Source organism: Acinetobacter sp. ANC_7654 (assembly GCF_056779855.1).
Map to the genome: position 1 here is coordinate 14,780 of NZ_JBWYIR010000003.1, position 26,089 is coordinate 40,868.

Below are 26,089 nucleotides of genomic sequence, written 5' to 3' on the forward strand. Positions count from 1 at the left end.
CTTAGGCTTAAATTTTGAATACCAAAATAGCCTAAGCAAAAATGTAATTTTTAAATTAGACTCATCAATAAATAAAATATCGACATATCAAAGATTATTAGTAAAAAATTTATCAACTTAGTGTTTATTTAATAAGTGATAGAAGTAAAGCATTGACCAAAAATAGGTCATGAATATGACGAGGAGAGTAAAATTTTACGCAATTTTTTCACAAGAATTTATTTAGAAATAGTTCTTGTGAAAAAAGTTCACTAAGATTTTTTGATGTTACATAGATGACTATGCTCAAGTATTAACTGATTTCAGCCAAATTCATAAATCAACTAGATATCCTATAATTTATAATTCATGAAGGACAATGGATTAAAAAAATAGAACTATGAATGTTCATAATAAACATGAGGTTAGAATTTGATTCTCTCCAATATTAAAATAGGGCTTTTGATTTCTATCTTCAGAGATAAATAACTAAACGTCTAATCTCATTTATTAAGTTTTAATATTTTGAAGAATTTTGTTCTCATCATTAACGGCGCTATCGGAAAAATAGCAAAGATTTATGAAGAATATTTTTAATTGTTTTTATTTTATTGCTGTCATCAATATTACAAATATACCTTAGACAATATCTCCCTAAAATCATTGAACTTATTTCGCTTTTTGAGCCAGTATTAAGAATGCTTTTAACCTGAGTGAGCTGGCTTATCTATGAGTAAAATCTCTAATTTAGATATCTAATTTTACTAAAATTAGTACGAGTCACTCAAAGAAAGCAAAAAATTAAAATTTCAGCATTAAAATTCAGAGCTTTAAATGCTAAAGCTCTGAAATTAATAAGTTAACGTGTAATTTTCCACGTTTGATATGAATTATTGCTTTGACATCCAATCATTTGTAGGCGTGCCATACTATTTGCACCATCAGCGGCATCAAGGCATAGACCTGTTTTTAAGTTGATATATTGGCTTGTATGGGGGCTATACATCCATCGTTGACTGCTATCATTATTGCACGGCGCAACTTTAACAAAATTATCTTTAACATCGCCCATCAAACAAGCATCCCGATGAGTTAAGTATAAACGATGTGTGTGATCCGTACTCAGACGTTGATTGCCGTTGTTGGGATCGCATGAATACAATCCCATTTGTTGACCACCATTCAAGCTATCTGCACAAAAACCTCGTGCACCATTTTTCAAAATGAAAGGTTTTTGCTGGGTGTAATTGGCATTATTCACAGTAGAAATGCAAGTAGAATCATCCGTGCAATGCGCTGATGCCGCTTGTACACAATTTCCATAAGTTTTAGTCGTTTGTGATTTAGACTTAATTGAAGAGTTTGCTATTGCAGAATAGGTGGCAGAAACAGATGTATGAACATCATTACAACTGTTATAGCCATAAATACCGTTGGGTTGTTGGTGCTGTCTGAAATTTTCGGTAAATGTAGCTAAACTATCAAAACCACCCCAGGTCTGAGGCACATTGATTTTTGCAATTTCAAGTTGTTTACCAGTACTCATGTCTTTAACAAAAGCTGAGACTGTACTGTCATTATTTTTCACAATCTTAAAATTATATTTCGTGCCTTCTTTCCATTCATAAGGTAAGTCACATTGAACGCCATCACCTTCATGATCAAATTGTCTGCAATACGCAGGGTATCCTGATTTCCAAGATGTCGTTTTCCAGATTGAGAAATTTAAATACTTCTCATCATTGCTTCGTTGCTGTAATCCAACATAACCGATATTTCCATTTTTTAATGAAAATTGATTGGCCCAAAATGTATTACCATCATTTCCTGGCTCATTGGTAATGATGATTTGATTTTCAAGTGTTGCAAAGCCGTTAGCCGGAATATTGTTCCAATGGTAGTCAGTAGAAACCATTCCGCCTGCAACCACGGCATACGTATTCGAAACTCCAAGTAACAGAGAAGTACTTAAAGTGGTACGAATAATAAGATTGATTAAATTCATTGTTATATACTCATATGATTATAAAAATTAAGACTTAGATTCTTTAGTTTTACTTATGATTCTACAGTGATGAATACAATTTAGAATCACTATAAATAAATTTTATTAAAGTTTAACTAAACATTAAACATTTTGAAATGTTATAACATAACAATTATGATTTAGTTACATCAAAAATCAAGATCATTCATTGATTGCAATAAGCGATTAAATGATGTGGTTGAACATTAAAACGAGTAACTCACCATGAATATTGATTCTTCACAACCGTATAAATTACCTGTCACTGTGCTATCTGGATTTCTTGGTGCAGGAAAAACCACACTTTTAAATCATATTTTAAATAATAGAGAAGGAAAACGTGTCGCAGTAATTGTGAACGATATGTCAGAAGTCAATATTGATGCGGCTTTAGTGAGAGAAGGTGGGGCGGAATTATCACGAACGGAAGAAAAACTCGTTGAAATGAGTAATGGATGTATTTGCTGTACTTTGAGAGAAGATTTATTAGTAGAAGTAAGACGATTAGCGGAAGAGAAAAAATTTGATCAACTCGTCATTGAATCTACCGGAATATCAGAGCCTCTACCTGTAGCCGAAACATTTACCTTTGAAGATGAAGACGGCGTATCTCTAAATGAGTACGCTCGTTTAGATACCATGGTGACCGTAGTCGATGCATTCAATTTTTTACGTGATTATCGTTCATATGATCTTCTACATGATCGTGGCGAATCACTTGGAGAATTTGACCAACGTACTGTTGTGGATTTACTGATAGATCAAATCGAATTTTGTGATGTTATTATTCTAAACAAAACTGATTTAATCGATGAGCATCAGAAGTCCCAGCTTTATGCGATTCTCAAAAAGCTTAACCCTAGAGCAAAAATTGAGTCATCTACATTTGGTCAGGTTGAACTCGATAAAATACTCAACACACAGCTTTTTAATTTTGATGAAGCCTCACAAGCACCTGGTTGGTTAAAAGAGTTGAGAGGAGAGCATAAGCCTGAAACTGAAGAATATGGAATCGAAAGTTTCGTATATAGAGCAAGAAGACCCTTTCACCCACAACGTTTTTACAATTTTATCCATTCAGAATGGAAAGGTGTTATACGCTCAAAAGGATTTTTTTGGCTTGCTGCGGAACCAACAATGGCTATGTCTTGGTCACAAGCTGGAGGTATGGCTCGGCATGGTCAAGCAGGATATTGGTGGGCTTCGGTACCACAAGAGGAATGGCCACAAGATACGCAATCTATTCAGGCAATTGAATCGAGTTGGCATCCGGAAACGGGTGATGCCAGACAGGAAATTGTTTTAATTGGTCAAGAGATGGATAAAGAGCAATTAATCCAAAATTTTGATCAATGTTTACTTACTGATTCGGAGATGAGTTTAGGACCAATCGTTTGGTGTAATTTCTTTAACCCATTTGAAACTGAAAAAGAATTACTCGCCTAAATTGAGCAAGGAATTCCTTAACATATTAAGAGTAATCTGAGTTGTCCTGCATTATCTTTTGGAGCACGGTGAACACAAGGAAGTACTTTCTGATCAGGATGATCTACAGCCAAACGCCAGAGATGACCAATTCCTAAATTTAAAGGTGTTGCACCATTTTTAGGTTGATAGTGAAGATCCATATAGGTCTCTGCAAGAAAATCGTCAAACTCATGGTCTTCGCCATCAAACAATGATTTAATTTTTTGACGGATTTCTGGGATATGAATTTTTTGTTCAACCTGATCATTGGAAATAATATCGCTAGCCGCCCCGTAATAGGTACACAGATATGTATCCGTTGCTAATGGCGATCGATCTACATGAAAAGAATATACATCAGTGCTGATAAAATCCAATTCTTCATCACGCTGATATTCTTTGATTAAGTTTAAAGACTGCGATGCACCCAATTCGGTGAGCAACATTATATCATTAATAATAACGTCTCTCGCTTTGCTTGCAGAGTCTGAAAGTTTGAGTTGCTCTAATTGTGCGATGGAAATTTCAGTAATATCTTCTATGAGTGTAAGTTTTTCAACGATTTCTTTGAAATTGTAATCTAAATGCCTATACCAACATAAAGCATTGACATGGTCTTCAAAAACTTCATTCGCTAATGCTTGGAAAGTATTCACCAATTTGGCTTGAGGATATGAGTGAATGAGTTCGAGCATATGATCTAAAACTTTTTAAAAACATATTATAGCTTTTAGCTCTAGACTTGATAAGACTGGATTTAGATGATTGATCGTCGTTCAATGTAGTAGGAGAGTGGGGCTTCCACCCATAACTACACGATGTGAACAAAAACGATAGATACTCATTAAGGCTATTCTACAATTGGGTATAAAAAGTTAAACATAGCTTAAGTTTTTTGTTGGCTAGAATTTATGTTTAGCTCTTTGACGGAGAACATACAAATATAAGCTTTCTACTTTTTCACGTGCCCATGGTGTAGTCCGTAGAAATCGTAAAGATGATTTAACACTCGGGTCGATGCAAAAACAACGAATTTCAATTTTACGACTTAATCCTTCAAAGCCTCCGTAGTAATCCAATAACTCATCTAAAATGTCAGCAAGTTTTTTGCCATGTAAAGGGTCATTGGAGGTGTTCATAGTAGATCAACTGAATTGTGTAAGATGAGCATTATAACCTGAGCTAGACAAAAATTGAGAACGTTGCTGTATATACTCAATGGTCCATCAAAAATTACAGATTGTGTTTTAGTTTTTTTAATTTTTCAAATTGAATTCTAATCATTCGTTGTTTTATGCAATGTAACAAGACATTAGCTAGTATTGGTGCGCTGTTAAAGATATCCTATTTAACATAAAATGAAGTTATGCGACTTCAGAATGACAAAAGAGAATTATTATATGAAATTAGATGGTCTGGTTCCTTTATTTAATAGTATGAGAAGCCAAGGCATTCAACGATATAAATTTAATTTTAGAAAAAATAATGTAATTTTTGATGTGTTCTTTTTTATTGATGAATCACCGTTTATTCTCTTATTTGGTGTTCGTATAAAAAATTTTAGTTTTGTTGTTGAAGTCCAAAATGGCTTTTTAATCAATGATAAACTTCCTAGAGAGACTTATAAAAAACTTTGTGAAGTTTTAGGTATTAAATACGATCCTTTAAATAAGTTTTCCCCATTTGCTTTTTTTAATGAGTTCAATAAGGCTATTCCAGCAATTGCTTTAGAAACACAACGTGTATCATCTCAAGACATAGCTATATATAAAAGGGATGTAGAAGATGCAGATAAAATTTACTTTTATGGTTGGAATGATAATACCAAAGATGGTGGGCAAGTTACAGAAAAAAATCTTTTAAAGACACGAGAGTATTTGGGTTATAAAGCCTATGAATGGTGTCGAAAGAAAAATATTAGCAGTCGATGGACTGACCGAGAAGAATATGCAAAAGAAGCAGTATTCAGATTGTAAATATTATAAAATTCAACTAGGAAATCATTTGTTACAAAAAAAATAATTTTAGGCATATAGATAGCAAACTGGTTAAATTTAAATCAAAATATCTTAAATGTCATGTTTTTATCTCATTATTCCCGCTTATTTCTGCATATTCAAGTGAATTTGACCCAAGGTATAGGGTTGCAGTAATACTCTCTTAGACGCTCTCTGCGTCACATCTAGACGCTACAAACTTCCACTGTCATAGCTTTTATAATAAAATCATCCCAATGCTCAACATATAGTGGTTGAGCGGTTACCTGTGTACTAGATATAGAAAAAGAACTAGGTGGCCGCCTAGTTCCCTTTCATTCAAATCTAGAACACAACAAACCTTTAAGTGAGAGACGGAGATCAAAAATGTCACTCTTAAAAGCGTTAAACGAAGTGTTGAAGTTTAGAATTACATCTTATTCAAAATTTAGTCAAGCTGAATTTCGTTCGAGATGCTCATTCAAAAAGCCTCGTGATTATAGCGAAAAGCAAATCGAATTGAAATGCTTTACCTATATTAATGCTAGTTTAATTTCACGAGTATGACACTATAGTGATCAAAGTCTCTCTGTAATAAGAGGATTCCATTATGGAATTTTTAGACTTTGGTGATATGCCAAAAATGACTCCAATTATCGGGAAACTCCCGAAATTGGGTACAAATAAAGCTGAAATCTTAATGTTTTTATTGTCTGGTGATCAGCCGACAAATAAACAAATGGGTAACAAGCTTGATTGTGTTAGTTCAGCAGCCCGTATTTGTGAATTAAGGCAAGATGGGTGGTTAATTGAAGCACACAAAATCCCTTATCGAACAGAAATGGGGAAAGATGTTTATTATTGCAAATACTATATTATGAATTTGCAAGATGTTTTAACACATCCAAGGGTGCAACAATTTATTGAATGGCATCGTAAACGTAAGCAATAATTTAGGTAAAAAGCATCGTAAGATGCTTTTTATTTGTCTAAAAAAAAGAGTCCACGCTATCTAATGGTGGACTCTAGTCTTAAATTTAAGAATAAAAGGGTAGTTAGTCTTCCTTACCCAAAACTTCTTCTCGGTATTTTACAACTTCTTCTGCTTTTAGATTCTTCAAGTGATATTTGATCAGAGCATGTAGTACATCTAATTCTTTCATCAAAAGTTTTTTTTCAAAGACGAGTTTTATCTAAGATTTCTTGATACTGAATTTTTAGCCATCACAAATTATATAAACCCATATTCAGGGTTGTTGTTCTAGATATCATATTTAACATAATATACATTATGCGAAATCGTTTTAATTCAATCTTTGGTCAATCGACAAATCAATATTTCATGTGTATACATATGCTTAGTCAATTTTAAAGAAAATCGATTATGGATAATCAAAAAAGAATTCACGCTTTCACGGATGATATATTAGGTACGAGTGATGCGATTGAGCTCTCAAACAGAATTCAATCTAAAGACATCTCAATTGATGAAGTTATAAGAGCTACGATTGAACGCGCAAAATTCGTAAATCCTCTGCTAAATGCAATTGAATTCGAAAACTTCGAACAAATACTTAAATCGCCTACTTTTAAACCAAATCAGATTTTTTCTGCAATCCCTACATTTATTAAGGATAATTTGGATCTTATTGGTTTTCCTACGCAACAAGGATCAACATCGTTCAAATCCAAGGAAAAGATCAAAAATTCTAAAATTACTCAACAAATGTTAGATACAGGCTTAATTGCACTGGGTAAATCCAAAATGCCTGAATTTGGCTTAAATGCTTCAACAGAATTTAAGTCTGGGGATTACACACGCAATCCTTGGCATACTGATTATTCGTGTGGAGCTTCTTCAGGTGGAGCTGCGGCACTAGTAGCTTCAGGCGTAGTACCAATTGCACATGCAAATGATGGTGGTGGTTCGATACGAATTCCTGCAGCAAATTGCGGTTTAATCGGTTTAAAGCCGACACGTGGTCGTTGGTATCCAAATGAAGGTTCGCAGTATTTACCAATTGACCTTGTTTCAGATGGTGTTTTAACACGTTCTGTGCGGGATACCGCGTTTTTCTTTGCTGAAATGGAAAAACGATATAAGCCAAAAAAATTACCCGAAATTGGCTTAATCCAGCATCCATCCAACAAACCTTTAAGGATTGGCCTTGTTTATGATTCATTACAAACCAATACTGATGCTGAGACCCGTCAAACTATTGAGTCTACTGCTCAATTACTCAGGAATTTAGGTCATCATATTGAAGAATTCTCACTTCCTATTCCAGATTCGTTTGTAGATGATTTCAGCCACTACTGGGGTTTTTTATCATTTATGATTCAACAGTTTGGAAAACCGCTACTTGGCAAAGATTTTAACGTGAATGAGTTAGATCATCTAACAGTTGGGCTTGCAAAATTGTACAAGAAAAACTTCTATAAAACTCCTTTATTTCTGTACCGTTTAAAGCAAATCCAGCGCATCTATCAACAAATCTTCCTGCAATATGATGTCATCCTTTCGCCAGTTTTAGCGCATGTGTCGCCTCAAATTGGATATCTTTCACCTCAACTCGAATTTGATGTTTTATTTGAGCGTTTAAGGAATTATGTGGCATTCACACCTATTCAAAATATCGCAGGTGCTCCAGCGATATCATTGCCGATGGGTATGACCAAATTAGATTCAAGACCGATAGGTATTCAGCTTTCTGCTGATTTGGGACAAGAGCGTTTACTTATAAATCTCGCTTATCAGCTTGAACAGATACAACCTTTTAAAAAAATATATGATTAAAATCATACATTAAGGATCATTAATCAAATTCTTGATGATCCTTATCAACAATACTCAGTGCTTGTTTATCACTTTTTATGCATAATATATACATAAATGTGATTTAGAGATTTGTATGGATTTAACGAAGCATTCTGTGGAACGAATCATCCCAGCTTGGAAATGGTTAAAAAAATACAATACTCAAGATTTTAAATCTGATTTTCTTGCATCTGTGATCGTGCTTGCAATGCTTGTACCACAAGGCATGGCATATGCCATGATTGCAGGCTTACCTCCAATTATGGGGTTATATGCCAGTATTATCCCTATGATTGCTTATGCATTGATTGGAGGGAGTACTACCCTTTCAATTGGTCCAGTTGCATTAATCTCCATGATGACTTTTGCTACATTACAGCCATTATATGAAGTGGGTTCACCAGTCTATATTCAAGCTGCCTATTTGCTAGCAGTAATGGTTGGCATAATTTCATTTTTATTGGGGCTATTTAGATTTGGTTTTTTGATTCGTCTCATTAGCCATCCTGTGATTAAGAGTTTTATCATTGCTTCAGCTGTCTTAATTGCATTAGGTCAAATAAAATTTATTCTTAATATTCCATTGCAATCCAGTAATTTAATCGAATTTTTTACGAGTTTGGCTCAATACATTTCTTTATATGATTTGGCCAGCTTATCTTTGGGTTTAGCTTCAATTTTAGCGCTCATTTATTTACCACAATTATTTAAAATTCCAGCATTTTCAAATCATCAAAAAATGATGCAATTTATACAAAAAGCATTACCATTATGCTTAGTGCTATTTTCAATCTTACTGGTTCAGTCCTTTGATTTAACTGCCTATGGAATTAAAACAGTAGGTGAAATTCCAAGTGGATTACCCCCGATTCAAATGCCGTACTGGACTTGGGACATGGTAAAAATATTGCTTCCTGGCGCAGTAATGATCGCTATGGTGAGTTTCGTTGAATCTATTTCGATCGCGCAAGCTACGGCTTTTCAATCACGTAGCAATTTGAACAGTAATCAAGAGCTTGTTGCACTCGGTGTTGCAAATTTTGGCGCTGGAATCAGTGGCGCATTTCCTGTCACTGGTAGCTTATCACGTACAGTGGTCAATGCTGATGCTGGTGCTAAAACACCTATGGCTGGGGTTTTATCCTCGCTACTTATTATTGTGGTCAGTCTATATTTTACAAGCCTATTTGAATATTTACCTTTAGGAGTATTGGCTGCAACAATCATTGTGTCGATATGGAAACTTGTTGAAATTAAACCTTTTATAGCGGCTTGGAAATATTCTAAAGCAGATGGTTTAGCAATGGCACTCACATTTTTAGGAGTGCTGTGTATAGATATTACGACAGGCTTAATGGTGGGTATTATTTCAACATTTGTGTTGCTGTTGTGGAGAATTAGTCGTCCACATATTGCAGTGATTGGTCTCGTTGAAGGCACGCAGCATTTTAGAAATATTTCAAGGCACCAGGTTATTACCAGTAAAAGGCTTGTTTCGGTGAGAATTGATGAAAATTTGAGTTTTCTCAATGCAAACACCCTGAAGGAATTTATTATTTCAGAGGTTAGCCAACATGATGAGCTTCAACATGTTGTCATTAACTGTTCCAGTATTAGTAATATTGACTATTCAGCTTTAGAGACTCTTGAAGAAATGAATTCTGAGTTATCTAAACTCAATATTCAACTACACTTAAGCGAAGTTAAAGGTCCTGTTATGGATCGCTTAAATTCAACCAATTGGATACAACATCTGACAGGTAAAATATACCTCACTCATTTCCAAGCAGTGTATGAATTAGACCCGCATTTCAGCGAAAATAAATCATCTTTTGCATAAGAATTTGATATTCTTAAGTAAGAATTATCAAAAAAAATCCAGTGATTTTATTCACTTAATTTTTATTATGAATAAGTTTTATATTTAAAATCATTTTTAAGTATAGAATACCCCACTTATTTATCCGATTTTAAGCCAGACTCGGCATTATTAGGTTCAGTTATGTTCACTGCTCTAGCACGTTTGAGTTTAGTCACCAAAATCATTATCGCCATTATTCTTGGCGTTTTGGTGGCTATATTTTTTCCTCAAGTTGCACCACAATTAAGCTTGCTGGGTGATTTATTTATTAAAGCCCTTAAATCTGTTGCACCAATTCTTGTTTTTGTTTTGGTCCTTTCTTCGATTGCAAACTTTAAAGTTGGTGATAGCAGCAGTGCGAAAATCAAACCCATTATGATGATGTATGCCGTAGGTATGTTTTTATCTGCGTTAACTGCTGTCATTGTGAGTAATTTATTTCCAAGCACTCTTTTCTTAGATGTCGCTGCGCAAGCTGATTTACAACCACCTGGCAGCTTGACTGAAATTCTTAAAAATTTATTACTCAGTTTTGTTGCGAATCCTATCGTTGCATTAAGTGAAGCAAACTTTATTGGGATTTTGGGTTGGGCTGTTGCACTGGGTATAGCATTTCGTCATGCCACAGACACCACAAAACAGTGTCTGACGGATGCTGCGAATGCCGTGAATCACGTGATTCGTCTTGTCATCAGTTTTGCACCTTTCGGTATTTTTGGACTTGTTGCAGTGACTTTTGCAGATGCAGGTCTTAAAACCTTAGCAAGTTATGCACAATTATTGTCTGTTCTATTAGGGACTATGTTCTTTGTTGCACTTGTAATTAACCCAATTATGGTGGCATTTGTTACGCGTTCAAATCCTTATCCGTTGGTTATTCAATGTCTACGTGAAAGTGGGATCACCGCATTTTTCACCCGTAGTTCAGCAGCAAATATTCCGGTGAACTTGGATCTTGCCAAGCGTTTGGGCGTGAATGAATCGACAGCGAGTGTAGCAATCCCGTTGGGAGCTGCAATTAATATGGCGGGCGCATCAGTAACGATTACTGTATTAACATTAGCAGCGGTGAATACACTTGGTATTTCCGTTGACTTTACTACAATGCTTGTTCTTTCTGTTGTGGCTACTGTTTCTGCCTGCGGTGCTTCAGGTGTAGCGGGTGGTTCACTGTTATTGATTCCTGTCGCTTGTGGCTTATTCAATATTTCACCAGATGTGGCTATGCAAGTTGTAGCCATCGGTATGGTGATCAGTGTTCTACAAGATTCAACTGAAACAGCCCTCAACTCATCTACAGATGTATTGTTTACTGCTGCGGTTGATCGCGCTCCTTCAAAATAATATATTCATGGCATAAACTTTTAGAATGAAAGATATGCCATTTCAATTCCTTCCAAACTGGGTACAATTTGGGGCTTTCATGCTTGCATTAAATGCAGGCATGATCAACGTTTTGGGTCTCATTTCTCTATTACATCAGTCAGTTTCACATATGACAGGCAATGCAAGTCTGCTTGCGATCGGTATTATTGACCATGATTTCAAAGCTGTATTTTTTCTGATTCTTATTATCCTGAGTTATGTTTTAGGCTCTAGTTTTAGCGGTCTGATATTGGGGAATAGTCAATTTAAACTCGGACGCAGATATGGTCTACCATTGAGTTTAGTGACTTTTTTTATTCTGCTCTGTTGGGTATTTATTCCCTATTATCCTCGTTATGCACTGCTATGGGCATGTTGTGCGTTGGGTGTACAAAATGCCATGGTAAGTCATTATAAAGGTGCCATTATTCGCACGACTCACCTTTCTGGTGTCTTAACCGATCTTGGTTTAGCATTTGGATATTTTGTAAGAGGTCTTACAACGGAATCCAGAAAAGTTATTTTGCATTTAGTGATTTTATTTGGTTTTATTATTGGCAGTACTGTTGCGGCATTCAGCTATCCTTATTTACAATTAGAAGCGTTTTTAATTCCTGCAGGTTTAAGTTTTTTACTGACCCTGATCTATTGGATTTTATATTTCCGTCATTGTTATTTTCAAAAATCGTAGTTGGTATTACTCATGGTAAAAAATGCCTTGCAAGCACAATTGCTCAAAGCTGGTTTAGTCGATAAAAAAAAGGCTAAAAAACTTTCTAAACAAGCTGTGCATGAGCAACGCACGGGTCAAAGCAATGAAGCTGAGATTAAAGCTAAGATTGAACAAGATTTAAAGCAAAAATTAGAAAAAGATCAGAGTCTTAATCTTGAAATCAAACGCCAGCAAGATGAAAAAGCATTACGTGCAGCAGTAGTGCAAATGATTGGTCAACATAAAATCAAAGATATTGATGGTGAAATCAGCTACCAGTTCGTTGATGAAAATAAAATCAAGAAAATTTATATTAATCAACAAGTTTACAATGCACTCGTGGCAGGCACATTAGTCATCGCTAAAGATCAAGCCGGTTATGCAGTTCTACCAAGAGCGCTATCTGAGCGGATTAATGAAAAAGTCGAAGGATTTATTATTGTGAATAATGCTGAGAAAAATGAAGCTATTACAGATGAGGAAGATCCATATGCAGCTTATGTTATTCCAGATGATTTAATGTGGTAAATTACTCTAAAGCCTAATTTATTAGGCTTTTTTTTACGCTTAATGTGTGATTCAGATTGCGGTGTAGCAGGTATAAATTCACGATTAAGATGCTTTAAGTCATATTGCTGCTTCCAACCATCACGAGATGAGTCTATCAATTTTCTGCGCTCGCCTTCTATTCTCTAATTCGATTTTTTTTCAATTGATGGTATTTGGGGGAGCTCAAAAAAATAATGGATTGATTTTCTCATATTATTTTTTCATTTTCAAAATGCTGAAAATGAAAAAGCTCAATAATGCTTCTTTCAGGACCTTTCGTGTAGGTTAAGAATACAGTGAGATTGAGAATGAAAAAAAATCTGGTTACAAGATAAGCTTTATAATTTAAAAATGTAATGACGATAATCTAGGAAATTTTATAGTGTGACTTAATTCACATTAATTTTATTTAAAATAGAAGTTCATAAAATTTATTTCAAGTAATTAATTTAATCTATTCTGTTTGATAAACGTTAACTCTAATAAATTTAATAACTTAAACCATTAAGCTAATACCAATTCATTTAGAGGTGATCAAGTTGGACAGATTAAATTTTGTAACTCAAATCCAAGAATGGTCAGATCAATTTCCTTGGTTAGAGATGTTGACCTCTCTGAGCATTCTTATTCTCATTGCATTTATCGCAAATTTTATTGCTAAACAAGTGGTCGTCCGTGGTATTCGCAAAATTATTAGCAAACTACGTTTTAGTTATAGTGATGTCTTAGCGGAACATAGCGTTATTCGAAGAATTGCAAACATTGTCCCAGCATTGGTGATTATGAATGGAATTGTGACGGTTCCTCACCTGTCTGAAAAAGTCATTACATTGATTCAGATGTTTGCACAAGCCTTCATTTTCTTAACCATTGCCTTGGCAATTAGTCAGCTTCTCACCATTTTTAATATTATTTATCAACGTAATCCTAAATCTCACAATAAGCCAATTAAGGGTTATTTACAGTTAGTTAAACTCATTATTTTTGTTGTTTGTGCACTGATGGTCATAGGAACATTTCTTAAAAAAGATGTTTTCACGCTTTTGGCAGGTTTCGGGGCAATGGCAGCAGTGCTCATGCTGGTTTTCCAAAATACAATTCTATCTCTAGTGGCTTCAGTTCAAATCTCTTCATATGACATGGTTCGGATTGGTGATTGGATTGAAATGCCAACCTTAAATGCGGATGGCGATGTCATTGATATGTCATTACATACGGTGACCGTACAAAACTTTGATAAGACCTATACCACTATTCCGACCAATCGTTTGGTGACAGATACTTTTAAGAACTGGCGAGGTATGCAAGAGCAAGGTGTTCGTCGTATTAAACGTGCACTCTATATCGATCAAAATAGTGTTCACTTCTTATCTGCAATGGAATACAGCAAGCTCAAAGAATTTCTGATTCTAGAAAAATACCTAGATGAGAAACAAACCGAGTTAAAAAACTTTAATCAGCAATATGCAAATAATGGGGTCAATAACCAACGTCGTTTAACCAATTTGGGAACATTCCGCGCATATATTGAATACTATTTAAAAAATCATCCAGGTATTGCACAAAATCAGTCCTTAATCGTCCGTCAATTACAACCGACAGGTCAAGGTTTGCCTATAGAAATTTATGCTTTTACAAATACGACAGCATGGGTGGCTTATGAGGCGATCCAATCCGATATTTTCGATCATCTTTTGGCGATTCTTCCTGAGTTTGGATTAAAAATATTCCAGATTCCTTCTGGGAATGATTTCAAGATCCCTCAAGACACAGTAAACTGAGTTTTGATTAGATGAATTAAGATTGATCGTATGCTGCAGTGGTTTGAAAAACTCGTTGATCCATATCCATCCAAAGATTTAAATCAGCCCTTGCCGAAGAAATTTTTTCCATTTGTTTGGCAAGCAGCATCAGGAGTTAAGCGTTATCTCTTGGTGCTGGTGTTATTTACTGCAGCAACAGCTTCATTTGAAGCAATTTTCTTTTCCCAAATTGGTCATTTAGTTGATTGGTTATCCGCATCGACGCCTGAAAATTTTCTCGAAAATAACCAAACAAATTTATTGATTTTGTCTGGTTTTCTACTTGCTAATATTTTCTTTGCAAGTTTGCAATCAATCATAAGGCATCAGATTTTATTCAGTAGCTTTCCAATGCGCTTGCGTTGGCGTTTTCACAACTTATTACTTCTTCAAGGTTTAGACTTTTTTCACAATGATTTTGCAGGTCGATTGTCAGCTAAAGTCATGCAAACTTCACTTGCAGTTCGTGAATTTTGGGTAATTTTGGGGGATATCGTTACTTATGTGGTGATTTATTTTATTACCATCAGTGTGGTTTTAGGAAACGTCTCCCCTCTTCTCCTTATTCCCCTGATGGCATGGTTGATTTTATTCATTGGCGCGGCATCCTTCTTTATCCCGCGACTTGGAAAAATTTCAAAAAAGCAGGCTGATGCACGCGCGGTGATGACTGGTCGTGTGACAGATGCTTATACAAATATACAAACAGTAAAATTGTTTGCACATGCTGGTCGTGAAAGCCAATATGCCAAAGAGTCTATGCAACTTTTTATGAAGACGGTGTATACCCAGATGCGTCTGGGAACTGCTTATGAAATTAGCATTAATCTACTGACCGCAATTTTATTCTTTGGCGTTTTAGGTACAGCAGTTTGGCTTTGGTTTATTGGTGAAGCTAACATCGGTGTGATCGCCGCAACGACAGCCATGATTTTAAAGCTGAATAGTATGGCTTCTTTTATGATGTGGCAAACTTCAGCCTTATTTGAAAATATTGGTACCATCCAAGATGGGATGACCACGCTAGCAAAACCAATAGCAATTCAAGACAAAGAAGCTGCACTGCCACTCGAGGTACACTCTGGTGCGATTAAATTTGATAATGTGAGCTTTGCATATAATCAAAAAAATGTTATTAATCACTTGAATTTAGAAATTAAACCGGGTGAAAAAATTGGAATTGTCGGTCGGTCTGGTGCTGGAAAATCGACACTGATCCAACTACTACTTCATTTTTATCAAACCCAACAAGGTAAAATTTATATCGATGGCCAAGCGATTGATGAAGTCACCCAAGATAGTTTAAGAAAAAACATTGCTCTCGTGACGCAGGATACTTCTTTGCTGCATCGAAGTGTTGCTGAGAATATTAAATATGGTCGACCTGAAGCGACTGATGAAGAAATGTATGAAGCTGTCCGTAAAGCTCGAGCAGAAGAGTTTATTCCACAGCTTACAGATCTACGTGGTCAGACAGGATATGACGCTTATGTAGGTGAGCGTGGTGTAAAATTATCTGGTGGGCAAAGACAGCGTATAGCAATTGCACGGGTATTCCTAAAAGATGCTCCAATTTTGATTTTAGATGAAGCAACCAGCGCACTCGATTCAGAAGTGGAGGCTGCGATTCAGGCAAGCCTTGATGACCTGATGGAAGGTAAAACGGTAATTGCAATTGCACACCGACTTTCAACCATTGCTCAAATGGATCGATTAATTGTTTTGGATCAAGGAAACATCGTAGAACAAGGATCTCACGATGAGCTAATCCAACAGAATGGAATTTATGCCCAACTTTGGCAACGCCAAACGGGTGGATTTTTAGTTGAACAAAAAGTGAAAGACAAGGAATTAGACGAAGATGCTTTATCTTGATGATTTAAATGTGGGTGATCAGTTTAAAAGTCGTGAATATGAGTTAACACTCGAAGAAATTAAAGAATTTGCACAAAAATATGACCCTCAAGTCTTTCATACTGATGAAGAGGCTGCGAAAGATCATCCTATTTTTCAAGGTATCGCAGCCAGTGGTTGGCAAACTTCAGCCATTACCATGCGTCTCTGGACTGAATGTTTTCCAATTGCCAAGGGGCTTATCGGTTCAGAGTCAAGCTTAAGATGGCCAAAACCAGCTCGTGCAGGTGATCGTTTGCATGTGGAAGTTGAAATTGTTGCTATCAATCCTTCAAAAACAAAGCTAGATCGTGGAATTGTGAGTTATGTCACACAAACAAAAAATCAGCATGGTGATGTTTTGTTGATTTCAACCACAAAAATTGTCGTTTTTAAGGCTTAAACATCGGTTTCACACTAGATTTGTCCGACAAAATTGGTATTTTCTATCTGGAATTTATGTCAGTATTATTTTCACCAAAAATTATGAAAAAAATTGTGTAAAGCAATGGATCGCACATGAAAACAGTTTCAGTTCGCCCAGATTTAGGCATTCCAGGTGTTTACGGACTCTTACTTTTAGATGTTGTTTCTCGTTGGGGTTATAGTGCTGAGTCGCTATTCGCTCCCTTTGGATTCACCAACGAGCAACTTGCCGATCCTGAATTTAGAATTCCACTACATGTAGCGAATGAGATGATTATTCTCGCGCGCAAAATGACAGGTGAAAGTTCTCTTGGTTATCATCTTGGTAACCAAATGCGGATTTCTATCCATGGTTTTATTGGCTATGCCATTATGACTTCGAATGAGATTACTGATGCACTTATTTTAGCCAACCGCTTTATACAACTGCGTATGCCTTTTCTGCAATTTCATTTTTCGACATTTACAGAACAAGTTTCTTTGCAGTTACAATGTGATATTGATCTTGAACCGCTGAGAACTGAAATTGTCATGGCTTTGACTTTTGGTGTCATTACCATGGCAAAAGCACTGACAGGCATAAATGATTTGTATGGCGAAATTAATTTCGACTTTCCTAAACCTGAAGGCTTTGACAAATACATCAGTCGTCTACACCCTAAAACGATTATTCATTTTGACCAGACTCATTTTCTTGCCAGTTTCGATAAAAGTTATTTAGGCTTGAAGATGGTTAACGCAGATCCGATTGCCAGTCAAATTGCAATTAATCAGTGTGAAGCAGAACTATCAGAGCTTGGAGAACGCCGTCGAATTTCAATGCGTGTTCGCGATATTTTGACACATTCTGAACAGCACTATTTAAGTATTGAAAATGTGGCAGATCGCCTGCATATGTCTGATCGTACACTGAAACGTCAGTTGGCTGCAGAAGGAACTTCTTTTTCAACCTTAGTGGATGAAGTTCGATATCGTCATGCAACCTCCCTACTGTCACGTACTGACTATTCACTTGAACAAATCGCAGATGAACTCGGTTATTCAGATGTTGCGAATTTCAGTCGTGCATTTAAACGTTGGAGTGGTCGAAGTCCAAGCAGTTGGCGTAAAGATCCATATTTATAGAACTTTCGTTTTTAAATAAAACACTGTATAACACAAGAAAATTTTTCAAATCGAATTGAGGAGTCGTGATGAATCATCCTTCAGAGCTTAAATATGCTCGCACACACGAATGGGTACGTATTGAAGGTGATCTCGTTGTTACTGGGATCTCAGATCACGCACAAGATGCATTGGGTGATCTTGTCTATGTAGAAGCACCTGAAGTAGGTCGTGAGTTGACTGCTGGTGAACAAGCGGGTGTAGTTGAGTCTGTGAAAACAGCTTCTGATATTCATGCTCCTGTAAGTGGTGTAGTTGTAGAAATTAATGAAAATCTAGAAGATGATCCAGATTTTGTAAATGATGATCCCTATGGCAAAGGCTGGATCTACAAAATTAAACCATCTAATTTGGCAGATGTAGAACAACTTCTCTCAAATACAGATTATGAATCAGGTTTGTGATATTTATGACCAGTCTACGGACTGGTTTTTTATTTATACATTTTCGGATGAATGGCTCACTTTTTGCTGTAATTTTCATGTAATTTGATTATAATTAATTCAACTTCTCTCCCTACTTCATTGCTGACCAAAACCAAAAATAATTTTATTTGGCACAGATTGAAGCTTTTAATGGTTCAATATTTCAAGGTTGTCTATGTCTTCTATACATGCTGAGCATCTATGGAATAAATCTTTTATTCTGTGTCTAATTAATAACTTATTTATTTTCATCTTCTATTTTGCTCAGACAACGATATTGCCAATTTATATTCTGAATGATTTAAATGGTAATATTACCCAAGCTGGGCTTGCACTGACTTTGTTTCTAGCTTCATCGATCGCAATACGACCGTTTACCGGTCTCATTATCGAGAAGATTGGGCTTAAAAAAGCACTTTATATCTCTGAGTCATTTTTTGTACTGCTCTCTTTCGCTTATATCTTTGCTGATAATCTAACCCTATTACTGGTCATTCGGTTACTACAAGGAATTTGGTTCAGTATTTTGACCACTGCCATGATACCAATCGTCAATGACTTCATTCCAAATCAGCGTAAAGGTGAAGGCATGGGCTATTTTGTCATGTCAGTCAATCTTGCCATTGTACTAGGACCCATGTTGGGCTTGATTCTCATTCAACCATGGGGATATATTCCAGTGGCTACACTTTTAGCTGCAATTGTTTTTATTGGTTATTTGTTCTGCTTTTTGATTCCGATCCAAACACAATTTCAAACTGTTAAGCGCAAAACAAAAATTAGTGTTCATGATTTTGTTGAGATTAAAGCTTTACCTGTTGCGATGATGGCGATGCTCATCTCATTTTCTTATGCAAGTATCATGTCTTTTATCTCGACATATGCTGAATCAAAAAATTTATTGACCTATGCGAGCTTATTCTTTGCTGTTTTTGCAATTTCCATGATGCTTCTAAGACCCTTCACAGGAAAGTTATATGACTCTAAGGGTCCTGCCTACGTTGTCTATCCAGCGATTGTGAGCTTTAGCATTGGGCTATTCATTCTAAGCCAAATTCATTCTGCTGCCGGATTATTGATATCTGCTGTCTTTATTGGTATAGGCTTTGGGTCTGCTCAGCCATGTCTCCAAACGCAAGCCATTCAAGCTGTAGCACGTGAACGTGTTGGACATGCGAGTTCAACTTTTTACACCTTTTACGATATTGGCATCGCATTAGGTTCTTTTATTTTAGGTATTGTGATCACACACTATCAGTATTCGATTGCATATATATTATGCGCGATATTGACGCTATTAAGCTTGCTGTTTTACCGCTTCGTTGTTCAAACTAAAGTAAAAGCGTTCTAGAGAGCTAAAAATTTGTCCAAAAAAAAGCCTTCAGATGAAGGCTTTTTTATTTAATTAGCTCTCTGCATCTTCATCAAACATACTGAAGGTTTGTGAAGATGTTTCAGCATTCTCTCGGACGCGTGTACTTTTTAGCTTAATCTGTAGACGTAATTCATTTTTAGAGTCAGCATTACGAATGGCTTCATCATAACTGATCGCACCTTCGTTATATAAATCAAATAATGCTTGGTCAAATGTTTGCATACCAAGTTCTCGCGACTTGGTCATAATTTCTTTCAACTCATGAAAGTTACCTTTCAAAATCAAATCAGAAACTAAAGGTGTATTTAGCATGACTTCTACAGCAGCTCTACGTCCGACACCATCTTCAGTTCGAACTAAACGTTGAGAAATAATGGCTTTCATATTTGATGAAAGATCCATAAGCAACTGATTGCGCCGTTCTTCAGGGAAAAAGTTGATAATTCGATCTAAGGTTTGATTGGCATTATTCGAATGCAACGTGCCTAAGCACAGATGACCAGTCTCTGCAAAAGCGATCGCATGCTCCATGGTCTCCGTATCACGGATTTCGCCAATTAAAATTACATCTGGTGCCTGACGAAGTGTGTTTTTAAGCGCATTATGCCATGAGTGACAGTCCACTCCGACTTCTCGGTGAGTGACCATTGATTTTTTATGTTTATGCACGTATTCAACTGGATCTTCTACAGTAATGATGTGCCCTGCTGAGTTCTCATTACGGTAATCAATCATGGCAGCAAGTGAAGTAGATTTACCCGATCCAGTGCCACCAACCACTAGAATTAAACCTCGCTTTTCCATTACCACATCTTTCAATGTTTCTGGTAATTTCAACTTTTCAAAGTTTGGAATTTCAGAGGTAATGGTACGAATGACCATCCCTACATTAAGTTGCTGTTGAAAAACATTCACGCGAAAGCGCGATACATCTGGGACATTAATGGCAAAATTACATTCTAATTCACTCTCAAATTCTGCTCTTTGTTTTTCATTCATTAAGCTATAAGCGAATAGTTTTGTTTTTTCTGCAGTCAAAGCTTGAGAACTTAAAGGCTTCATTGAACCTTGATGTTTCATACTTGGAGGAAAATCAGCTGAAATAAATAAATCTGATCCCTCATGTTCAAAAACGCTTTTAAGCAATCTGAACATGAATTGCCGAGCTTCGCTAAGTAATTCATTACTGAACATTAATTTCCCCAAGTTATAAATATTAAATACTTAAAATACTAATAGAAATATAAGGTTATTTCAGCTGTTTCATCAAATATTTAATGCTTTGAACAAACATTCAAATCTTAAAGGCAAAAAAAAGAACCCATATTTCATGGGTTCTTTTTTACGAATTATATTAGGAGAGTTGTTGAGCAACATCCAAAATCAATTGCTCTGTACTTAACCAACCCAAGCATCCATCAGTCACTGATTGACCATAAGTCATGTGATCAGAAATTTTCTGATTGCCATCGACTAAAAAGCTTTCTAGCATGACGCCACGGACTTGTGTTTGAGGTCGTTCATTCACAATTTGCTTTAATACAGCAGGTTGATTCAATGGATTTTTAGCACTATTCCCATGGCTACAATCAATAATCAAAGCTGGTAATACATGGTTATTGTTTTCTTGAATCTTTTTAATTTCAGCGAATTGGTAATTTGTACCCTGATTCGATCCACGTAAGATCAAATGTGCGTGCGGATTACCCTTTGAAGATAAAATGCTTGGACCACCATCTTGACTTAAACCAAGAAATTGATGCGGTTGTGAAGCGGACTGAATGGCATCCAATGCAATTTGGATTGATCCATCTGTACCATTTTTGAACCCAATGCTATAAGGCATATGGCTAGATATTTCACGGTGAATTTGCGATTCGCTTGTTCTCGCCCCAATCGCGCTCCATGAAATCAAATCATCAAAATATCCTGTTGCCATTGGGCTTAAGATTTCTGTGGCCAACGGCAAACCCATTTCAGCAATTTGAATGAAGAGTGATCTAGACTGTTCAAGTCCTTTTTGCATATCTGCTGAACCATTTAAATCTGGATCATACAAGAAGCCTTTCCATCCTACAGTGGTGCGAGGTTTTTCAATATAAGTACGCATCACGATGAAAATCTGATCTTTGACTTGTTCTTGCAGTTGTTTTAATTTTTGTGCGTATTCGAGGGTTGCTTTAGGATCATGAATCGAACATGGACCAGTAATGACCAATAAACGTGGATCATGACCTGCTAAAATGTCTTGTATTGTTTGGCGATGTTGACGAATTTGAAGTGAAACTATCGGACTAACTGGTAAAGCTGATTTTAGTTCTAATGGTAAGCTTAATTTTTTTTCTAAAGTATGTTGAGCTGTGGTTATAAGCTGAGAATTAATTGCATTCATCTTGAATTCCTTTGGGCAGCAATTGCCCTATCTTTTATTTGAGCGTGAGGTGTCTATTGGCTGGGTTTTGTTCTTGACTAAAATAGAACCAATAACCGTTGCTAAAATAAAAAGTATTCAATGTTTTCATGAGATGCTCCTATATTTGTTGAGATGAAAAAAAACCTGATTGGTGTTGCCAATCAGGTATAAACTTGATGGGCAACATTTTTGTTGCCCGAACGCGTCTAGGCAACTAGATGTTAAATTGCCAAAAATAATAATAAGCGTTAGTAATCAAGTGTGTCGTTTTCATCAAATTATCTAAAATATAACCCTTAAAAGTAAAATACGCATAAATAGACTGATTGACAAGCAATTTATATAAAAAATATTGTTATATCAATCATAACTCAAATATATCAATGGTTTATTGCCTATCTGTAGGAAGCCAATCTTTTATAGCACATACTTGTTTGAGCATCAGTTGCTCAGCCTCAGACTTACAAATCGCTTGGCTAAATAAAAAGCCTTGACCATATGCACAGCCAACATCCTGAAGACTTAAGAGCTGTTGGCATGTTTCGACACCTTCTGCGATCACATCCAATGACAGAATAGGTCCGAGCTTAGCAATGCCCTCTACAATTGAATTGATTGACTTCTCCTCATTCATTCGATTCACAAAAGCATAATCAATCTTGAGACAGTCGACAGGATAATCTCTTAAATGCGTCATTGAAGAATGACCGGTTCCGAAATCATCCAATGAGATTCGAAGACCATAATTTTTGAGCTTTTGTAGTGCTCGAATCACAAATTCTATTCCACGCTCAGACAAAATATGTTCTGTAATCTCAACCTCGATTAAATGAGCAGGAATTTGATGTCGTTCTAAACGTTGAATCAACAATTCTGCATAATTGTCACGCATGAATTCAACTGGAGAGGCATTAATTGAGATCGGTACAAGTTGAACGCCCTTAGACATCCAATCTGCCATGTCACTGAAAATCTTTTGATGCATGATTTCACTGATTTTACTGGCCAGCTCATAATCGTTAAACGCTTCTGAGATTGAAGCTGGATAATGAAGTTGCTGCTGTGTATCATGCCAACGCATCAAAGCCTCAAATCCGATTAGCTGACAGTTATCTAAGCGAACCTTAGGTTGATAATACGGTTCGATTAAATTGTCCTGTATGATATAGCGAGCAGTATCAAGTTGTTGCATCTTCTTTTCAGCAAGTGCAAACATTTCGTCATCATACATACGATACCCACCACGACCTTTTTCTTTAAGATCATTTAGAGCGGTATCCGCACATTTCATCAATCCGAATACATCTTGAGCATCTTTAGGATAAATGGCACATCCAATACTCATCCCACTATTAATCACTTTTCCTGCATAAGTAATGGGGGCAATATTTTGTTTAAGCACTTTCTGTGTGGTTTGATGTAATTCTTCTTCTGAGGTCATCCCTGAGACAATAATTGCAAATTCATCTCCACCTAAACGTGAAACAATACACTTGCGATCCAAACTCTTTTGCAGACGTTTAGATAAGACTTTAAGTAGATGATCTCCAGCAGGATGACCTAAAGTATCGTTAATGTTTTTAAAATGATCGAGATCAATAAACATCATACCAATAAGTGTTTTTTCACGATTTGCTTGTGAAATCGCCGCTTTTAATTTATTTTTGAAGGCACGACGATTCATCAGACCAGTCAGATCATCATATTCACTGCTGATTTTTAGTTTAGCTTCGGCAACACGTTGACGGGTAATATCACGTGATACACAGAGAATACTGGTCGTATTTCCTTGTTCATCATGCACAGGTGTTAAAATATTATCCCAATACATCACAGTATCGCCGTGTGTGCTCATCCCCGCAAAACGGGCATTCTTCCCTCGAGCTGCTGTTTTAATCGCTTTTGCCCCCTGTTCACGTACTTCAGGTGGTAACAGCGTTAACCAATCCATTCCAAATTTCTTAACACGCTCTTGACCCAGTAATGCCATGCATCCAGATTTGTTCATGTGTTCAAGCTTGCCATCTGGTGTGATAATTTTTATACAGTCTACGCTGACATCGAGCATATCTGTATTCGCACGCAAGGCCTCAACAGTTTCACGCATTTTGATTGTACGATCATGGATATTTGTGCAACTTATCATCCAATTTTGCTGGTTGGATTGAATCACCTTAGGTTCAGCAAGCATTAAGAACCAAAGATATTCACCTGATTTATTTTTTACACGACACTCTTTTTCAAATTTCTGACCGTTTTTTTGAGCATCATTCCAAATCTGATAAAGATGTTCAGCATCATCAGGATGAACAAATTTAAGCCAGTCTACGTCACGTAAGATTTGCGTATCCGCACCGATATATTGTTTAAGTGCGAGATTACAATACCCTGAGTTGGTGTGACTGACCCAAATCAAATTGGGCAGTAAATCGAGTGCAAATTTAAAGTCATCTGACAGCGTTAGATGCAAAGGCACAGCTTTGGACTGTAAATGATCAGCTCTATTCAGATCCAGAATGCTCATAGTTCACCTATTCGAAAATAACAACCCATCAAAATGACGAATACAAAAATCAGCGTAAAATTTTAGAATTTAATTAATCAGTATTTAAATTTCGTTAATAATGATTATTAATCATCATTAATTTTAAAATACGTGATAATAATAACACTTAAATGGATTAAATTAATACAAATACCATTTCTGCATGATACATAATTTTTATCACTTGTGAATATTAAATAGACAAAATGCATAAAAAATAATGAAATACGACACAATAATGAATCGATTTGATAATTCGACATCTTAGAATTAAATAATTCCGATTTTAATTAAAAAAATACCTACTTATATTAAGTGGGTATAGATTAATATAAAAATAATCTAAACTTATTATTAATTTATTATAAAAAATCTTTAATGTTTTTGATAACCTCACTTGGTTTTTCTGCATGTAACCAATGTCCAGTGCCATCAATCGTCACAAATTTAGCTTTAGGATATTGGAACCGAATAAGATCGTTATCGCGCTCAAAATTAATATAATCGGATAATTCTCCTTTTAAAAACAAAGTTTCATTCGATTGTGGATTAAGACGTTCCCATGACAAAATCTGAAAATATTGTTGTTTAAGTGCATCTAAGTTGAATAGCCATTGTCCATTGCGGAAAGATTTGAGCAGAAATTGAATAACGCCAATTTCATTAATATATTTCTGCATCAACTCGGTTGCCTCCTTTCTCGAAACAACTTGAGCTTTTTGAACTTCTTCTAAAGCTTTGAAAATTTGATCATGATGAGATTTTTGATAAGCGACGGGTGCCATATCAAGTACAATCAACTTAACTACTCGATGTGGTACGAGGTTTGCTAAGTGCATGGCAACTTTCCCCCCCATCGAATGACCAATGATGTGAAATTGTTGCACATTCATATCATCTAAAGTTTCTACAACATCTTGCGCCATGAGTTGATAACTCATTTGATTAGAATGAGGTGATAAACCGTGATTACGCAAATCAATTTGGATGACATCATGCGTTTCCTGAAATGCTCTCGCGAGCATGCCGAGGTTCGATAAACTACCAAAAAGACCATGAATCAGAACAAGAGCAGGTTGACGTTGATTCGCATTTGATTTGGTGATCTCAGCATTTAGTCGCATGTATATACTCAAATAGCTTTAAAAATGTGATTCAAATTCTAACAGTTGAGTTTGTATTTTAGTGTTAATTTAATTTTTATTTATATAATTCAGCATATTAAAGACAATTAAAAAATTTCGGTTATAAGTAAAAGTATTGAGTTTTATAAAAATTAGTCCTGTAATTCGA

21 protein-coding genes are annotated in these 26,089 nt (G+C 35.9%); 14 read left to right on the forward strand and 7 right to left on the reverse strand.

What is annotated here, in order from left to right; all coding sequences use genetic code 11:
* Positions 1-838: 838 nt before the first annotated feature.
* Positions 839-1,984, reverse strand: a complete 1,146-nt coding sequence (locus AC1M86_RS04320) for an RICIN domain-containing protein (protein ID WP_481607325.1) — start codon at positions 1,982-1,984, stop codon at positions 839-841.
* 246 nt (positions 1,985-2,230) lie between these two features.
* Between AC1M86_RS04320 and zigA the strand changes: the two genes are divergently transcribed.
* Positions 2,231-3,451, forward strand: a complete 1,221-nt coding sequence (zigA, locus tag AC1M86_RS04325) for a zinc metallochaperone GTPase ZigA (protein ID WP_481595259.1) — start codon at positions 2,231-2,233, stop codon at positions 3,449-3,451.
* Positions 3,452-3,468: 17 nt separating this feature from the next.
* Here the strand turns inward: zigA and AC1M86_RS04330 are convergent, their stop codons facing one another.
* Positions 3,469-4,167: a DUF1826 domain-containing protein gene (locus tag AC1M86_RS04330; RefSeq protein WP_481607326.1), complete on the reverse strand. Its 699-nt coding sequence runs from the start codon at positions 4,165-4,167 to the stop codon at positions 3,469-3,471.
* 207 nt (positions 4,168-4,374) lie between these two features.
* Positions 4,375-4,611 (reverse strand): VF530 family protein, encoded by a 237-nt coding sequence (locus AC1M86_RS04335; protein ID WP_481595261.1) that lies wholly within the window; start codon positions 4,609-4,611, stop codon positions 4,375-4,377.
* A 261-nt stretch (positions 4,612-4,872) separates the two neighbouring features.
* Here AC1M86_RS04335 and AC1M86_RS04340 point away from each other — a divergent pair, with 261 nt between their 5' ends.
* The 13 genes from AC1M86_RS04340 (at position 4,873) to AC1M86_RS04400 (ending at position 19,814) form a co-directional block, all read left to right on the forward strand.
* Positions 4,873-5,448, forward strand: a complete 576-nt coding sequence (locus AC1M86_RS04340) for a DUF6037 family protein (RefSeq protein WP_481595262.1) — start codon at positions 4,873-4,875, stop codon at positions 5,446-5,448.
* 610 nt (positions 5,449-6,058) lie between these two features.
* A complete protein-coding gene (locus AC1M86_RS04345) occupies positions 6,059-6,400 on the forward strand; it encodes a helix-turn-helix domain-containing protein (protein ID WP_481595263.1) in 342 nt (113 codons plus the stop codon).
* Positions 6,401-6,832: 432 nt separating this feature from the next.
* Complete coding sequence (locus tag AC1M86_RS04350) at positions 6,833-8,245, forward strand: amidase (RefSeq protein WP_481607327.1); 1,413 nt, start codon at positions 6,833-6,835, stop codon at positions 8,243-8,245.
* Positions 8,246-8,360: 115 nt separating this feature from the next.
* Entirely contained in the window at positions 8,361-10,106 is a 1,746-nt protein-coding gene (locus AC1M86_RS04355; RefSeq protein WP_481607328.1) for a SulP family inorganic anion transporter, read from the forward strand.
* Positions 10,107-10,268: 162 nt separating this feature from the next.
* Positions 10,269-11,471, forward strand: coding sequence for a serine/threonine transporter SstT (gene sstT / locus AC1M86_RS04360; protein WP_481590040.1), 1,203 nt, complete (start codon positions 10,269-10,271; stop codon positions 11,469-11,471).
* Between the two features lie 34 nt (positions 11,472-11,505).
* A complete protein-coding gene (locus AC1M86_RS04365; RefSeq protein WP_481607329.1) occupies positions 11,506-12,183 on the forward strand; it encodes a YoaK family protein in 678 nt (225 codons plus the stop codon).
* 12 nt (positions 12,184-12,195) lie between these two features.
* Positions 12,196-12,732, forward strand: a complete 537-nt coding sequence (locus tag AC1M86_RS04370) for a DUF2058 domain-containing protein (protein ID WP_481607330.1) — start codon at positions 12,196-12,198, stop codon at positions 12,730-12,732.
* Between the two features lie 560 nt (positions 12,733-13,292).
* Positions 13,293-14,534 (forward strand): mechanosensitive ion channel family protein, encoded by a 1,242-nt coding sequence (locus AC1M86_RS04375; protein WP_481607331.1) that lies wholly within the window; start codon positions 13,293-13,295, stop codon positions 14,532-14,534.
* Between the two features lie 30 nt (positions 14,535-14,564).
* A complete protein-coding gene (locus AC1M86_RS04380) occupies positions 14,565-16,430 on the forward strand; it encodes an ABC transporter ATP-binding protein (RefSeq protein ID WP_481607332.1) in 1,866 nt (621 codons plus the stop codon).
* Positions 16,417-16,851: a MaoC family dehydratase gene (locus AC1M86_RS04385; protein ID WP_481607333.1), complete on the forward strand. Its 435-nt coding sequence runs from the start codon at positions 16,417-16,419 to the stop codon at positions 16,849-16,851. Before AC1M86_RS04380 ends, AC1M86_RS04385 begins: the two co-directional genes overlap by 14 nt.
* A gap of 116 nt (positions 16,852-16,967) precedes the next feature.
* Entirely contained in the window at positions 16,968-17,999 is a 1,032-nt protein-coding gene (locus AC1M86_RS04390; protein ID WP_179997980.1) for an AraC family transcriptional regulator, read from the forward strand.
* A gap of 68 nt (positions 18,000-18,067) precedes the next feature.
* Positions 18,068-18,442, forward strand: a complete 375-nt coding sequence (gene gcvH / locus AC1M86_RS04395) for a glycine cleavage system protein GcvH (protein WP_035267502.1) — start codon at positions 18,068-18,070, stop codon at positions 18,440-18,442.
* 196 nt (positions 18,443-18,638) lie between these two features.
* Entirely contained in the window at positions 18,639-19,814 is a 1,176-nt protein-coding gene (locus tag AC1M86_RS04400; RefSeq protein WP_481597092.1) for an MFS transporter, read from the forward strand.
* A gap of 54 nt (positions 19,815-19,868) precedes the next feature.
* Here AC1M86_RS04400 and AC1M86_RS04405 read toward each other — a convergent pair whose 3' ends face one another.
* From AC1M86_RS04405 to AC1M86_RS04420, 4 genes are all read right to left on the reverse strand, one after another.
* Positions 19,869-21,032 (reverse strand): PilT/PilU family type 4a pilus ATPase, encoded by a 1,164-nt coding sequence (locus tag AC1M86_RS04405; protein WP_035267499.1) that lies wholly within the window; start codon positions 21,030-21,032, stop codon positions 19,869-19,871.
* A gap of 160 nt (positions 21,033-21,192) precedes the next feature.
* Positions 21,193-22,230 carry a 3-deoxy-7-phosphoheptulonate synthase gene (locus AC1M86_RS04410; RefSeq protein ID WP_481607334.1) on the reverse strand — a complete coding sequence of 346 codons (1,038 nt, stop codon included), beginning with the start codon at positions 22,228-22,230 and terminating at the stop codon, positions 21,193-21,195.
* A gap of 409 nt (positions 22,231-22,639) precedes the next feature.
* Positions 22,640-24,775, reverse strand: a complete 2,136-nt coding sequence (locus AC1M86_RS04415) for a sensor domain-containing protein (protein ID WP_481607335.1) — start codon at positions 24,773-24,775, stop codon at positions 22,640-22,642.
* A gap of 383 nt (positions 24,776-25,158) precedes the next feature.
* Positions 25,159-25,920 carry an alpha/beta fold hydrolase gene (locus AC1M86_RS04420; protein ID WP_481607336.1) on the reverse strand — a complete coding sequence of 254 codons (762 nt, stop codon included), beginning with the start codon at positions 25,918-25,920 and terminating at the stop codon, positions 25,159-25,161.
* Positions 25,921-26,089: the final 169 nt, after the last annotated feature.